This is a genomic window from Caballeronia sp. S22 (genome assembly GCF_964261745.1).
Taxonomy (GTDB): domain Bacteria; phylum Pseudomonadota; class Gammaproteobacteria; order Burkholderiales; family Burkholderiaceae; genus Caballeronia; species Caballeronia jiangsuensis.
Window position 1 is genome coordinate 586,597 of the sequence record NZ_OZ180035.1, and the last position, 13,523, is coordinate 600,119.

Annotated in this window: 11 protein-coding genes; 7 read left to right on the plus strand and 4 right to left on the minus strand. The window is 63.2% G+C overall.

Annotated features, from left to right (window positions below; genetic code table 11):
• Positions 1-14: 14 nt before the first annotated feature.
• Complete coding sequence (gene proB / locus ACEN42_RS02825) at positions 15-1,133, plus strand: glutamate 5-kinase (RefSeq protein WP_187606088.1); 1,119 nt, start codon at positions 15-17, stop codon at positions 1,131-1,133.
• 53 nt (positions 1,134-1,186) lie between these two features.
• Here the strand turns inward: proB and ACEN42_RS02830 are convergent, their stop codons facing one another.
• Both ACEN42_RS02830 and ACEN42_RS02835 read right to left on the minus strand, forming a co-directional pair.
• The gene (locus tag ACEN42_RS02830; protein ID WP_187606142.1) at positions 1,187-1,750 is read right to left on the minus strand and encodes a CNP1-like family protein; all 564 of its coding nucleotides are present in this window, start codon (positions 1,748-1,750) and stop codon (positions 1,187-1,189) included.
• Between the two features lie 162 nt (positions 1,751-1,912).
• The gene (locus tag ACEN42_RS02835; protein WP_035511291.1) at positions 1,913-2,557 is read right to left on the minus strand and encodes an RNA pyrophosphohydrolase; all 645 of its coding nucleotides are present in this window, start codon (positions 2,555-2,557) and stop codon (positions 1,913-1,915) included.
• 247 nt (positions 2,558-2,804) lie between these two features.
• On the opposite strand from ACEN42_RS02835, the gene ACEN42_RS02840 reads away from it, so the two are divergent.
• Both ACEN42_RS02840 and ACEN42_RS02845 read left to right on the plus strand, forming a co-directional pair.
• Complete coding sequence (locus ACEN42_RS02840) at positions 2,805-4,541, plus strand: proline--tRNA ligase (RefSeq protein WP_371880576.1); 1,737 nt, start codon at positions 2,805-2,807, stop codon at positions 4,539-4,541.
• Positions 4,541-5,140, plus strand: a complete 600-nt coding sequence (locus ACEN42_RS02845; protein WP_035511285.1) for a MarC family protein — start codon at positions 4,541-4,543, stop codon at positions 5,138-5,140. Before ACEN42_RS02840 ends, ACEN42_RS02845 begins: the two co-directional genes overlap by 1 nt.
• 45 nt (positions 5,141-5,185) lie before the next feature.
• Here ACEN42_RS02845 and ACEN42_RS02850 read toward each other — a convergent pair whose 3' ends face one another.
• Complete coding sequence (locus ACEN42_RS02850; protein ID WP_035511284.1) at positions 5,186-5,737, minus strand: hypoxanthine-guanine phosphoribosyltransferase; 552 nt, start codon at positions 5,735-5,737, stop codon at positions 5,186-5,188.
• Between the two features lie 123 nt (positions 5,738-5,860).
• Positions 5,861-7,228 carry a signal recognition particle protein gene (gene ffh, locus ACEN42_RS02855; protein WP_035511281.1) on the minus strand — a complete coding sequence of 456 codons (1,368 nt, stop codon included), beginning with the start codon at positions 7,226-7,228 and terminating at the stop codon, positions 5,861-5,863.
• 110 nt (positions 7,229-7,338) lie between these two features.
• On the opposite strand from ffh, the gene ACEN42_RS02860 reads away from it, so the two are divergent.
• From ACEN42_RS02860 to ACEN42_RS02875, 4 genes are all read left to right on the plus strand, one after another.
• Complete coding sequence (locus ACEN42_RS02860) at positions 7,339-8,241, plus strand: inner membrane protein YpjD (protein WP_371880577.1); 903 nt, start codon at positions 7,339-7,341, stop codon at positions 8,239-8,241.
• A gap of 46 nt (positions 8,242-8,287) precedes the next feature.
• Positions 8,288-8,626, plus strand: coding sequence for a PP0621 family protein (locus tag ACEN42_RS02865; RefSeq protein ID WP_371880578.1), 339 nt, complete (start codon positions 8,288-8,290; stop codon positions 8,624-8,626).
• Positions 8,623-9,225 carry a 1,6-anhydro-N-acetylmuramyl-L-alanine amidase AmpD gene (gene ampD, locus ACEN42_RS02870; protein ID WP_371880579.1) on the plus strand — a complete coding sequence of 201 codons (603 nt, stop codon included), beginning with the start codon at positions 8,623-8,625 and terminating at the stop codon, positions 9,223-9,225. Before ACEN42_RS02865 ends, ampD begins: the two co-directional genes overlap by 4 nt.
• A gap of 572 nt (positions 9,226-9,797) precedes the next feature.
• On the plus strand, positions 9,798-12,797 hold the full coding sequence (locus tag ACEN42_RS02875) for a ribonucleoside-diphosphate reductase subunit alpha (RefSeq protein WP_371880580.1): 3,000 nt from the start codon (positions 9,798-9,800) through the stop codon (positions 12,795-12,797).
• Positions 12,798-13,523 lie beyond the last annotated feature (726 nt).

Genomic DNA, 13,523 nt, shown 5'->3' on the forward strand with positions numbered 1-13,523 from the left:
GGAGAAAGCGCACGATGCGTTCCGTCATCGCCGCTGCGAAGCGAATCGTAGTGAAAGTAGGGTCCAGCCTCGTCACCAACGACGGACGCGGACTCGACCATGCGGCCATCTCGCGCTGGGCGTCGCAGATCGCGGCGCTGCGCGAGCAGGGCAAGGAAGTCGTGCTCGTGAGTTCGGGCGCGATCGCGGAAGGCATTCATCGGCTCGGCTGGACCAAACGGCCGCGTGAAATCGACGAATTGCAGGCCGCGGCCGCCGTCGGACAGATGGGTCTCGCGCAGGTCTACGAAAGCAGCTTCGGCGCGCACGGCATCCGCACCGCGCAGATTCTGCTGACGCACGCCGATCTCGCCGATCGCGAACGCTACCTTAACGCGCGCTCGACGCTGCTCACGCTGCTGCGTCTGGGCGCGGTGCCGATCATCAACGAGAACGACACGGTCATCACCGACGAAATCAAGTTCGGCGACAACGACACCCTCGGCGCGCTCGTCGCGAATCTGATCGAAGGCGATGCGCTCGTCATCCTCACCGATCAGCGCGGTCTCTTCACCGCCGATCCGCGCAAGGACCCGAACGCGACGCTCGTCGAGCAGGCAGATGCCGGCACGCCCGAGCTCGAGCAGATGGCCGGCGGCGCGGGTTCAAGCCTCGGACGCGGCGGCATGCTGACCAAGATTCTCGCGGCGAAGCGCGCGGCGCACAGCGGCGCGAACACGGTGATAGCGAGCGGTCGCGAAGCCGATGTGCTCACGCGCCTCGCATCGGGCGAGATGATCGGCACGCAGCTCATCGCACGCACCGCGCGCATCGCGGCGCGCAAGCAGTGGATGGCGGATCACTTGCAGGTGCGCGGCCACGTCGTGATCGACAACGGCGCGGTGCAGAAGCTCACCGCCGACGGCAAGAGCCTTCTGCCGATCGGCGTGATCGACGTGAAGGGAGCGTTCGATCGCGGCGAGGTCATCGCCTGCGTCAACGATCAGGGGCAGGAAGTCGCGCGCGGCATCACGAATTACAGCAGTTCGGAGGCGCGGCTGATTCATCGGCGGCCGAGCGGCGAGATCGAAACGGTGCTTGGTTATATGCTGGAGCCCGAGCTGATCCATCGCGACAACCTGGTGCTCGTCTGATACAAAAAAGCCCGCTGATCCAGCGGGCTTTTGCATTCTGGCGCGCTCTGAAATCAGCGCAGATTGATCGAGGTCTGCGTGCGCTTGTACTGGATGTTGTTGACGATCTGCTTCGCATCGCCGGCGGGCAGCTTGCTTGCGCAGAAGTAGTCCTGATAGAGCGCCGCCTGATATGCGTTCAGCTCGCCGTTCTCGATGCGCTTGAAGTCGAACGCGGAACCCTGATCCCAACCGTTCTGATCGTCGTTGATGCTCGCGTAGCGGCGCCATTCGTAGGTGTCGCAACGAATGCCTTCGTAGTTGACGTTTCGCGCGCCCGCCGGACTCGTCGCGACGATCACATAACGCACGACGCCATCCTTGCCGACCGTAAGCGTCGTCTTGTCGACGGCAAAGGTGAGCGGCGTGTTCTGCGATACGTTGAACGCGATCAGATTCGACGTTTGCGGCAGAGGCGGCATCGTGTCGATCTTATCTTCGGCCCAGGTCGACTTGCGGTCGAGCAGATAGGTGAAGACGCCGTCGTCCTGTGTGGACGGGCTCTTGTTGCTGGAGCAGCCGGCGAGCACGGCAAGCGCTGCCGCGGATGCCGCGATTACCGCGAGTGAGGCATTCACTTTCAATTGGGTCTTCCCGGAAACATGCGCGCGGGACGCGAAGCGCCCGCCCGGCGGAACAAAGCGAGACGGCACGGCGAGAAGTTCGCCGTGCCATCGATCGAAGTCGTGCTGAGTGTCAAAGTGCGCGATGAACCGCAGCGATCAGTCGTACGCTCGGTTTCACGATGAGCGCTGCACGATCAGATGCACTTCTTCGCTGACCGTGCATTCTGCCTGAACCGCCGCGCCGGAGGCAGTAACGGCAGGTGCTTCGATGGTCATCGTCTGGAGCACGCGTGGATAGCGCGGCCCATGATGCGCGGCTCGCTCGCCGCGTTCGCCGCGGGAGTTGGTTCGCCGCAGAAAGCGGGACAGCTCGGTGAGAGCCATTTGATAAACGTCGCGCTTGAACTCGATGACCGCGTCCAGCGGCACCCAATACTCGTTCCAGCGCCAGGCATCGAATTCCGGATGGTCCGTCGCACGCAGGCAGATGTCGCAATCGCGTCCAACCATGCGCAGCAGAAACCAGATCTGTTTCTGACCGCGATAGTGTCCGCGCACCTCGCGCTTGATGAACTTGTCCGGCACCTCATAACGCAGCCAGTCGCGCGTGCGACCGACAACTTTCACATGCTCCGGTAACAGGCCGGTTTCTTCGTGTAACTCCCGATACATCGCTTGCACAGGGGTCTCACCGTATTTGATGCCCCCTTGCGGAAACTGCCAGGAATGTTCACGCAGCCGCTTGCCCCAAAACACTTCGTTGCGCGCGTTCAAGAGGATGATGCCGACGTTCGGGCGAAAGCCTTCACGATCCAGCATACAGCCACCTTCAAATCCTTTAAAATTGCTTTGATTATAAACAGTTAACGGACCCCGCGCACCGGCACGAACCCGAATTCGGGGCACGTTTCCCGAGCAGGGTGCAAGGCGCTTTGCCAGGCCACGAGGAAGACGGCAAAATCTTCTTCCTTGCAAGAGCCGTCGACCGTTTCCGTCGTTCACCCTCGTTTCGCCTGCTCCGGCGCCGCAACGGCTCCGAAGCGCGCGCCGCATTTGGAAAATTTGAATGAAAGCATCCCGTTTCTTCATCGGCACCCTGAAAGAAGCTCCCGCCGACGCCGAGATCGTCAGCCACAAGCTGATGATGCGCGCCGGCATGATCCGCCGTGTCGCGGGCGGTATCTACGATTACATGCCTATCGGGCTGCGCTCGGTGCGCAAGGTCGAAGCCATCGTGCGTGAAGAGATGAACCGCGCGGGCGCGCTCGAACTGCTGATGCCCGCCGTGCAGCCCGCCGAACTGTGGCAGGAGTCGGGCCGCTGGGAGCAGTACGGCCCCGAACTGCTGCGCTTCAAGGATCGCCACGAGCGCGATTTCGTGATGGGCCCGACACACGAGGAAGTCGTCACCGATATCGCGCGCCGCGAGATCAAGAGCTATCGCCAGTTGCCGGTGAACTTCTATCAGATTCAAACGAAGTTCCGCGACGAGATCCGCCCGCGCTTCGGCGTGATGCGCGGCCGCGAGTTCATCATGAAGGACGCCTATTCCTTCGATAAGGACCGCGACGGTCTCGCCGAGTCGTATCGCAAGATGTACGAAGCCTATGTCCGCATCTTCACGCGCATCGGCCTGGAGTTCCGCGCGGTGGCGGCGGACAACGGCTCGATCGGCGGAAGCGGCTCGCACGAATTCCACGTGATCGCGGACACGGGCGAGGACGACATCGCCTATTGCCCGAGCTCGGACTTCGCGGCGAACGTCGAAGCCGCGGATGCGTTGCCGCTCATCGCGCAGCGCGCCGCGCCCACGGAAGAACTGAAGAAGACGCCGACCCCCGGCGCCGCGAAATGCGAGGCGGTCGCGCAGCTTCTGAACATTCCGCTCGAAAAGACCATCAAGTCGATCATTCTCGCAACCGACAACGAAGGCGCCAAGCCCACGATCTGGCTGCTGATGCTGCGCGGCGATCATTCGCTCAACGACATCAAGACGGGCAAGCTGCCCGGCCTCGCGGGCTATCGCTTCGCGACGGAAGCCGAGATCATCGAATGGTTCGGCACGCCGCCGGGCTATCTCGGTCCGATCGGCACAAAGAAGCCGGTGCGCGTGATCGCGGATCGCACGGTCGCGAACATGAGCGACTTCGTCGTCGGCACGAACGAGGTCGATTACCACACGACCGGCGTGAACTGGGGCCGCGATCTGCCCGAGCCGGAAGTGGCGGACATCCGCAACGTCGTCGCGGGCGATCCGTCGCCGGACGGCAAGGGCACGCTCGAAATCTGCCGTGGCATCGAAGTGGGTCACGTGTTCCAGCTCGGCACGAAGTATTCGGATTCGATGGGCGCGACGTTCCTCGACGAAAACGGCAAGCCCGCGCCGATGCAGATGGGCTGCTACGGCATCGGCGTGACGCGCGTGCTGGGCGCGGCGATCGAACAGAACTTCGACGACAAGGGCATCATCTGGCCGGAGGCCATCGCGCCGTTCGAAGTCGTGATCTGCCCGATGGGCTATGACCGCAGCGACGCCGTGCGCGAGCAGGCCGACAAGCTCTACGCGACGCTGCAGCAAGCGGGCATCGACGTGATCCTCGACGATCGCGGCGAGCGTCCTGGCGTGATGTTCGCGGACTGGGAACTGATCGGCGTGCCGCATCGGATCGTGATCGGCGATCGCGGGCTGAAGGAAGGCAAGCTCGAGTATCAGAGCCGTCGCGATACCGAAGCCACGCTGCTGCCGGTCGATGAAGCGGCCGACGTCGTGATGGCCAAAGTGCGGGCCGCGCTCGGGAAGTAATGCAGTACAACTTCCTGTCGGCGACGATCCTTCTGCTGCTGATCACCGATCCGCTCGGCAACATTCCGATCTTCATCAACGCGCTGCGCGGCGTCGCCAAAGAGCGGCGCCGCGTGGTGATCCTGCGGGAAGTCGCGATCGCGTTCGTGATCCTGCTGGTGTTCATGCTGGCGGGCGATCGCTTTCTGCGCGCGATGAACCTCACGGATCTGTCGTTGCGCATCGGCGGCGGGATCGTGCTGTTTCTCATCGCGCTGCGGATGATCTTTCCGCATCCCGATGGCCCGATGGGCGGCGATTCGCGCGGCGGCGAGCCGCTGATCGTGCCGCTCGCGATTCCGGCGCTGGCGGGTCCGTCCGCGCTCGCGACGGTGATGCTGCTGACTTCGCAGGCACCCGGCAAGATGCTCGAATGGATCGGCGCGCTTTCCGTGACGATGATCGTCTGCGCGATCGTGCTGATCCTCGCGGAGAAGATTCAGCAGTGGCTCGGCGAGCGTGCGGTCACGGCGTTCGAGCGGTTGATGGGACTCGTGCTCGTGGCGATTTCCGTCGAGATGATTCTCACGGGAATACGCACTTTCGTGCATCAGCTATGAAAAAAGCGGCCGAGGCCGCTTTTTTTACGTCGCTTCGAAGAGCGCTTACGCGCCTTCCGTCAGCGCGCGAATCGTCGGCAAATTCCGCCAGTAACCTTTCGCATCCATCCCGCATCCGAACACGTAGCGATCCGGCACCTCGAATCCGCAGAAATCCGGGCGCAGCGGCTTCGCCTTCGGGATGATCTTTTCGCACAGCACCGCGGACAGGAACGTCTTCGCGCCCATCGCCATGATGCGGTCTCGGATCGCGGCCATCGTTTCGCCTTCGTCGAGGATGTCGTCGAGCACGAGCACGACGCGGTCCTTCACCGATTCCGCCGGCGCCACGCGCCATTGCATCTCGCTGCCGCCCTTGATGGCGTTGCGATAGCGCGTCAGGTGGATGTAATCGAACTCGAGCGGGAAGTCGAGATGCGGCAGCAGCATGCCGGTGAACACGGCCGCGCCTCCCATGACCGAGAGCACGAGCGGGAAGTCGTCTTGCGTCGCCGACTTGATGGCCGTGGCCATCTTGCCGATCGATGCGTTGACTTCGTCAGCCGTCACGATCTCTTCGGAGTGGCTGAAAATATGGAGAGCTTCTTCGCGATTCATAGGGAAAGCGGGGGAGAGGCTGACTTCTTAGTGTGGAAAAAAACGGCGGCGTGCGCCATATGATAAACCCGCGCTTCCTTCGCGTCGGGCGACGCGCGAAAACGCGGGTTCGAGGTACTGAGATCAGCGCATGCCAGGCAACATGCCCTTCATGCCGCGCATCATCTTCTGCAGATTGCCGCCCTTGAGCTTCTTCATCATGCCGCGCATTTGTTCGTACTGGTTGAGCATGCGGTTCACTTCCTGAACGTGCACGCCCGCGCCCGCGGCGATGCGGCGCTTGCGCGCGGCCTTGATGAGTTCCGGCTTCGCGCGCTCCTGGAGCGTCATTGAGTTGATGATGCCTTCCATGCGGCGCATTTGCTTTTCCGCGTTGTTCATGTCCGCGCCTTGCGCGGCTTGCTGAAACTGCGCGGGCAGTTTGTCCATGAGCGACGAGAGGCCGCCCATCTTCTTCATCTGCGAGAGTTGCGCCTTGAAGTCGTTCAGGTCGAAGTCGCCGCCTTTCTTGACCTTGTCGGCGAGCTTTTGCGCTGCCTGGCTGTCGACGCCGCGTTGCGCTTCCTCGACGAGCGCGAGAATGTCGCCCATGCCGAGAATCCGGTTCGCCATGCGATCCGGATGGAAGACTTCGAGCCCGTCGAGCTTTTCCGCGACGCCGACGAACTTGATCGGCTTGCCGGTGACGTGCCGCACGGAAAGCGCCGCGCCGCCGCGCGAATCGCCGTCGAGCTTCGTGAGCACGACGCCGGTGAGCGGCAGCGCGTCGTTGAACGCCTTCGCGGTGTTGACCGCGTCCTGACCGAGCATGGCATCGACGACGAAGAGCGTCTCAGCGGGCTTGAGCAGCGCGTGCAACTCGCTGATCTCGTTCATCATCGCTTCGTCGATACCGAGACGGCCGGCCGTATCGACGATCACGACATCGTGATAGTGGCGCTTCGCCCAGTCGATCGCCGCGCGCGCGATGTCGGCAGGCTTCTGATCCGGCTCCGACGGGAAGAAGTCCGCGCCGACCTGCTCGGTCACCGTCTGCAACTGGCGGATAGCGGCAGGGCGATACACGTCGACGGAAACGGTGAGTACCTTCTTCTTGCTCTTCTCGCGCAGAAGCTTGGCGAGCTTGCCGGTCGTGGTGGTCTTGCCCGCGCCCTGCAGTCCGGCCATCAGGATGACGGCGGGCGGCGCGACGGCGAGATTCAGTTCGGCGGCCTTGCCTTCGTAATCGCCGCCGATCACCGCCGTCAGTTCCTTCTGGACGACGCCGACGAGCGCCTGACCCGGCGAGAGGCTCGACACGACTTCTTCGCCGAGCGCCTTTTCCTTCACCTTCGCGATGAACTCGCGCACGACCGGCAGCGCCACGTCCGCTTCGAGCAGCGCGAGCCGCACTTCCCGCAACATCTCTTGCGTATTGGCCTCGGTGAGCCGGGCCTCGCCGCGCAGCGTCTTGACGACGCGCGCCATCCGTTGAGTGAGATTATCGAGCATGGGGGAAAGGTAGAGAATGCGGCCCTTTTTCAGCGCAAAACGACTCTGCGCCCCGCGTCGCCGCAAGGGGGAAAACGTCGCGATTCAAGGGCCTAGTGTAAACTTCGAACATGGATATTGTACTGTATGCCCTCACTGCGCTTCTCTACGGCGGACTTGCCGTAGCGGGGTGGCGCGCGCATCGCCACACGGCCGTGGAGCCGGCGCTGGCGGGCGTGCCTTCGGGCATGGCACCGGCGCGGAAAATGTCGCCGGACATGGGCGGACTGGGCCGCGCTCTATTATTAGTAGCGTTGCTCGTGCACGGCCTCTTGCTGCACACGACGATCTTTCCCCAGAACGCGATGGTCTTCGGCTTCGCGTTCGCGCTGTCCGCGATGTTCTGGCTCGGCGCGGGCATCTACTGGATCGAAAGCTTTTTCTTTCCGCTCGACGGCCTGCGGCTGCTCGTGCTGCCGCTCGCGTGCGTGGCGTCGCTGCTGCCGCTCATCTTCGGCGGCGTGCGCGTGCTGTCGTACTCCGCCGCGCCGATGTTCAAGCTGCACTTCCTGATCGCGAACATCGCGTACGGACTCTTCGCGATCGCCGCGCTGCACGCCGTGCTCATGCTGATGCTCGAACGCCGTCTGCAGCGCATGCGCGGCATGGCGACGCGTCATACGGGCAACGGCTGGCTCACGAGCTGGCTCGATACGCTGCCGCCGCTCCTGACGCTCGAAAAGCTGCTGTTCCGCCTGATCGCGGCCGGCTTCGTGCTGCTCACGCTCACGCTCGTGTCGGGTATCGCGTTCAACGAGCAACTGGTCGATCGCGCGCTGCGCTTCGATCACAAGACCGTGTTCGCCTTCGTCTCCTGGCTGATGTTTGGCGCGTTGCTCACCGCGCGCCGCATCTCGGGATGGCGCGGACGCGCGGCATTGCGCTGGGTGCTGGCCTCGTTCGCCGCGCTGCTGCTCGCGTATGTCGGCAGCCGCTTCGTGTTCGAAGTGCTGCTGCATCGCGCGGTCGTCTGAGCGCCTGAAGGTCTGAACGGACGCACTCTTTAACGGCATTCATTCGATGCGAAATTTCTTCTTTCTGATCGTCCTCTTCTTCGTGAGCCAGTGGGTCCTGAAGAAGCTGCGCCGCGCCAACGAGCGCGCGCAACAGGGCGAGGCCCAAGCCGGCGGCGCGACCGCGGGCGGCGCCAGCGGCGCGCATCGTGCGCGCAATGGCAACGGCAACGACAATGGCGCGGCCGCGAGCGCGCCGCAACTTGCTGATCCGCTCATCCGTTGCGCGCAATGCGGCGTGCACACGCCGCGCAGCGAGTCGATCGTCGTCGCGGGCGAGCGCTTCTGCTGCGCCGATCACGCGCGCCATTACGCGAGCCGTCCGACCGGCCGCGACGCGCGATGAACATGCACGTCGTCAGGAAAGGCGATCCGCATATCGACGCGCAAGGCTGGCTGACGAGCGCGACGCGACTGCCGTCGCCGAACTTCGAGGCGCGTCCCGGCGACGCGGCGCCGACGCTCATCGTCGTGCACAACATCAGCCTGCCGCCCGACGATTTCACGACGAACTCGATCGCTGATTTCTTCCTCAACAAGCTCGATCACGATGCGCATCCGTACTTCGATCATCTGCGCGGCATGCGCGTGTCGGCGCACTTCGTGATCCGTCGCGACGGCGCGATCGAGCAGTTCGTCTCCTGCGACGAACGCGCGTGGCATGCGGGCGTTTCGTCGTTCTGCGGACGCGAGCGCTGCAATGATTTTTCGATCGGCATCGAGCTCGAAGGCAGCGATCGCATGCCGTTCGAAGACGCGCAATACGACGCGCTCGTCGCGCTCGTGCGCATCGTCGTGAAGCGTTATCCGATCGACGCGCTGGCCGGACATTCCGACATCGCGCCGGGCCGCAAGACGGACCCCGGTCCGCACTTCGACTGGCCGCGCCTGCGCCACGACAGCGCGCTGCCGCCTTCATTCTTCCCGTTTCAGTTCAACATCTGAGCGCTGCGTAAGGTCTTTCTCGTTGCGGCGCAGCAGGGTCGCGCGCGATGCCTTGCCGTGCTTTGCGCTAGCAAAAGTCAACCCCGCAACGCCGGACCAGAGGCAAATAAACCTTTTTGAGACTGCGTGGATGTCCACTATACTTGGTGCCGAAAGACGTACTTTGCACTATATCTTGTGTTGTTGAAGCGGCGCCCGCTCCCATGAGCCGGCGCCGCCAGCTTTCCGGCGTAGAGAAGTTTGGCTGGCCCGGGGCGATGCGCGAGACGGTTTCTCTTTGCGAGGAGAGAGGCGTCGGGCGCATCGGGCGCCAGCGAGCAGCACCGTGAAGAAGGCATGCAAGCAAGCGCGAATTGCGTCGACCGACACCGCGCGCCAACGCGGGCACCGCATGAGACGCCAATAACAATGCGGGCCGTAAGCGCCGCGATTCGTGTTTCCAGCCTGCTGTACTCACAGCCTGGCTTACCGCCAAAACACCGCGTGACCTTCATGACGAACTCGTGACGCGCGCGGCATAAGTGATAAATCCGCGGATCATCCGCACCATTCGAACACCAGGAGTTTTGCACATGCAAACCACCGACAACGCCACGACTTCATTCGAAGGCGCATCCGCACAGCCGATGGGCGGTGCGCAGGCCACGGGCGCGGCACAAGCGCTCGCGCCGAACACGACGTATGCCGACTACAAGGTCATCCGTCGCAACGGAAGCGTGGTGTCGTTCGAGCCGACGAAAATCGCGATCGCCGTGACGAAGGCGTTCATCGCCGTGAACGGCGGCCAGGGCGCGGCTTCGGCGCGCGTGCGCGAACTCGTCGAGCAACTGACGCAAGCCGTCGTGCGCGCGCTCGTGCGCAGCCGTCCGCATGGCGGCACGTTCCATATCGAAGACATTCAGGATCAGGTCGAGCTCGCGCTGATGCGCGGCGGTGAGCACAACGTCGCGCGGGCGTACGTGCTGTATCGCGAGAAGCGCACGCAGCAGCGTTCGCAAGAGCGCTCGGAAGCGCAGAGCGCGCAGCCGCACGAAGGCGCGATCAACGTGACGGACAACGGCGTCACGCGTCCGCTCGATCTCGACGCGCTGAAGGCGCTGATCGTCTCCGCATGCGCGAACCTCGGCGACGCGGTGTCGGCCGAGCCGATCGTCGCCGAAACGGTGAAGAACCTGTATGACGGCGTGCCGATGAGCCAGGTCTACGACTCGGCCATCCTCGCCGCGCGCACGATGATCGAAAAGGACCCGGCGTACAGCCAGGTCACCGCGCGCATCCTGCTGCACACGATCCGCCGCGAAATTCTCGTCGATGAAGTAACGCAAGCCGAAATGGGCGAGCGTTACGCCGAGTACTTCCCGCTCTTCATCAAGCGCGGCGTGGAAGCCGGCCTGCTCGACGACAAGCTCCAGCAATTCGACCTGAAGCGCCTCGGCGCCGCGCTCGACGCGAACCGCGATCTGCAATTCGGCTACCTCGGCCTGCAGACGCTCTACGACCGCTACTTCCTGCACGTCGAAGGCACGCGCATCGAACTGCCGCAGGCATTCTTCATGCGTGTCGCGATGGGCCTGTCGCTCAACGAAATCGACCGCGAAGCGCGTGCGATCGAGTTCTACAACGTGCTCTCGTCGTTCGACTTCATGTCGTCGACGCCGACGCTGTTCAACTCGGGCACGCATCGCTCGCAGTTGTCGTCGTGCTATCTGACGACCGTCGCCGACGATCTCGACGGCATCTACGAAGCGCTGAAGGAAAACGCGCTGCTCTCGAAGTTCGCGGGCGGCCTCGGCAACGACTGGACGCGCGTGCGCGCGCTCGGCTCGCATATCAAGGGCACGAACGGCAAGTCGCAGGGTGTCGTGCCGTTCCTGAAGGTCGTGAACGACACGGCCGTCGCGGTGAATCAGGGCGGCAAGCGCAAGGGCGCGGTGTGCGCGTACCTGGAGTCGTGGCACCTCGACATCGAGGAATTTCTCGAACTGCGCAAGAACACGGGCGATGACCGTCGCCGCACGCACGACATGAACACGGCGAACTGGATTCCCGATCTGTTCATGAAGCGCGTCGTCGAAGGCGGCGACTGGACGCTGTTCTCGCCGTCGACCTGCGCGGATCTGCACGATCTGTTCGGCGCGGACTTCGAGAAGGCCTATGTGGCTTACGAAGAGAAAGCCGCACGCGGCGAGATCAAGCTGTTCAAGAAGCTGCCGGCCGCGCAACTGTGGCGCAAGATGCTCGGCATGCTGTTCGAGACGGGCCATCCGTGGATCACGTTCAAGGATCCGTGCAACGTGCGCTCGCCGCAACAGCACGTCGGCGTCGTGCATTCGTCGAACCTGTGCACGGAAATCACGCTGAACACGAGCGAGACGGAAATCGCCGTCTGCAACCTCGGCTCGGTGAACCTCGTGGCGCACATGGTGAAGCAGGCCGACGGCAGCTACGCGCTGGATCACGCGAAGTTGAAGCGCACCATCAGCGTGGCGATGCGCATGCTCGACAACGTCATCGACATCAACTACTACGCGGTGCCGAAGGCGCGTAACTCGAACCTGAAGCATCGTCCGGTCGGCATGGGCATCATGGGCTTCCAGGACTGCCTGCATCTGCTGCGCACGCCGTATGCGTCGGGCGAAGCGGTCGAGTTCGCGGATCGTTCGATGGAAGCCGTCTGCTACTACGCGTACTACGCGTCGACGGAACTCGCGGAAGAGCGCGGCCGTTACGCGACGTATCGCGGTTCGCTGTGGGATCGCGGCATTCTTCCGCAGGATTCGCTGAAGCTGCTGGCGGACGCGCGCGGCGGTTACGTGGAAGTGGATTCGTCGGAGTCGATGGACTGGGCGCAACTGCGTTCGCGCATCTCGACCTACGGCATGCGCAACTCGAACTGCGTGGCGATCGCGCCGACGGCGACGATCTCCAACATCATCGGCGTGTCGGCGTGCATCGAGCCGACCTTCCAGAACCTGTACGTGAAGTCGAATCTGTCGGGCGAATTCACGGTCGTGAACGACTACCTCGTGCGTGACCTGAAGGCGCGTGGGCTGTGGGACGAAGTGATGGTGTCGGACCTGAAGTACTTCGACGGCACGCTCTCGCGCATCGACCGCATTCCGGCGGATCTGCGCGCAATCTACGCGACGGCGTTCGAAGTCGATCCGAAGTGGCTGGTCGAAGCGGCGTCGCGCCGTCAGAAGTGGATCGATCAGGCGCAGTCGCTGAACATCTACATGGCGGGCGCGTCGGGCAAGAAGCTCGACGAGGTCTACAAGCTCGCGTGGATTCGCGGCCTCAAGACCACGTATTACCTCCGTACGATGGCGGCGACGCACGTCGAGAAGTCGACCGTGGCGCACGGTGCGCTGAATGCCGTGCCGTCGGGCGATGGCGGGTCGGGCGCATCGGGTGCGCAGGGCGGGTTCGGTGGCGTGTCGGGTGGCGCGTCGAACGCGGGTGGCTTCAATGCCGCTGCAGTGGAAGCAGCGCCGGCGCCCGAAGCCGATGGTCCCGTTTGCATGATGCGTCCGGGGGATGCTGGCTTCGACGAGTGCGAGGCTTGCCAATAAGCGTGGGTTGAAGCGGTCTCTGAGGACCGGTGCCGGGTGCTTTCTTCTTCGTGAGGGAAGTGGTCGGTGCCGGTTTTTTTTCGCCGTTGGTTTCGCGGTTGTTTTCGCCGGATCCCGTTTTCGTGTCGGTCTATTAGCACTGCCCCTCCCCGGGGCGGGGGTTACTTTCTTTGCTGCTGCAAAGAAAGTAACCAAAGAAAGCAGCTTCTCACCGCCCGCGGTCACACGCACGTTGGCCATGCTTGCCAGCCGCAAGTGGCACTCGCCTAAGTGTCGCCCCCACAGGCCCAATCGGGCTTGGCTCGCGCACGGTCTGACAAGCCAGTTGTTTTCGGGCGCTGGTTCAGCACCAAATAGCTTCGGCACAGCGCTACGCGCTGCCGTTGGGTATGCGAGGGAAGCCGTCGAGAAGAAGCGCGCGCGCACCCGATTAATCGGTCGGCCGCGAAGCGGGCCGGAGCTATTTGGTGCTGAACCAGTGAAGCAAGCGGCGCGATGAGTCAGACCGTGCGCGGTCCAAGCCCTTATCTGCTTGTGGGGGCACTCGCTACTGCCGGGCCATTAGGCCAATCGCCTGTGCCGCGGCCGGTGTGAAGTGCTTAGGCTGGGGATAGCTGCTTTCTTTGGTTACTTTCTTTGCAGCAGCAAAGAAAGTGACCCCTCCGCCGGGGAGGCGGCTACTGAGCAAGCGGCGAGGTAACGGAAGAAGCAAGACCGCAAAAGAAG

Bases quoted from the DNA above. Each gene is read 5' to 3' on its own strand.
- ACEN42_RS02845 (WP_035511285.1), top strand. From the start codon at position 4,541: ATGCAGTACAACTTCCTGTCGGCGACGATCCTTCTGCTGCTGATCACC.
- ACEN42_RS02875 (WP_371880580.1), top strand. From the start codon at position 9,798: ATGCAAACCACCGACAACGCCACGACTTCATTCGAAGGCGCATCCGCA.
- ACEN42_RS02860 (WP_371880577.1), top strand. From the start codon at position 7,339: ATGGATATTGTACTGTATGCCCTCACTGCGCTTCTCTACGGCGGACTT.
- ACEN42_RS02840 (WP_371880576.1), top strand. From the start codon at position 2,805: ATGAAAGCATCCCGTTTCTTCATCGGCACCCTGAAAGAAGCTCCCGCC.
- ampD (WP_371880579.1), top strand. From the start codon at position 8,623: ATGAACATGCACGTCGTCAGGAAAGGCGATCCGCATATCGACGCGCAA.
- ACEN42_RS02850 (WP_035511284.1), bottom strand. From the start codon at position 5,737: ATGAATCGCGAAGAAGCTCTCCATATTTTCAGCCACTCCGAAGAGATC.
- ACEN42_RS02865 (WP_371880578.1), top strand. From the start codon at position 8,288: ATGCGAAATTTCTTCTTTCTGATCGTCCTCTTCTTCGTGAGCCAGTGG.
- ACEN42_RS02835 (WP_035511291.1), bottom strand. From the start codon at position 2,557: ATGCTGGATCGTGAAGGCTTTCGCCCGAACGTCGGCATCATCCTCTTG.
- ffh (WP_035511281.1), bottom strand. From the start codon at position 7,228: ATGCTCGATAATCTCACTCAACGGATGGCGCGCGTCGTCAAGACGCTG.
- proB (WP_187606088.1), top strand. From the start codon at position 15: ATGCGTTCCGTCATCGCCGCTGCGAAGCGAATCGTAGTGAAAGTAGGG.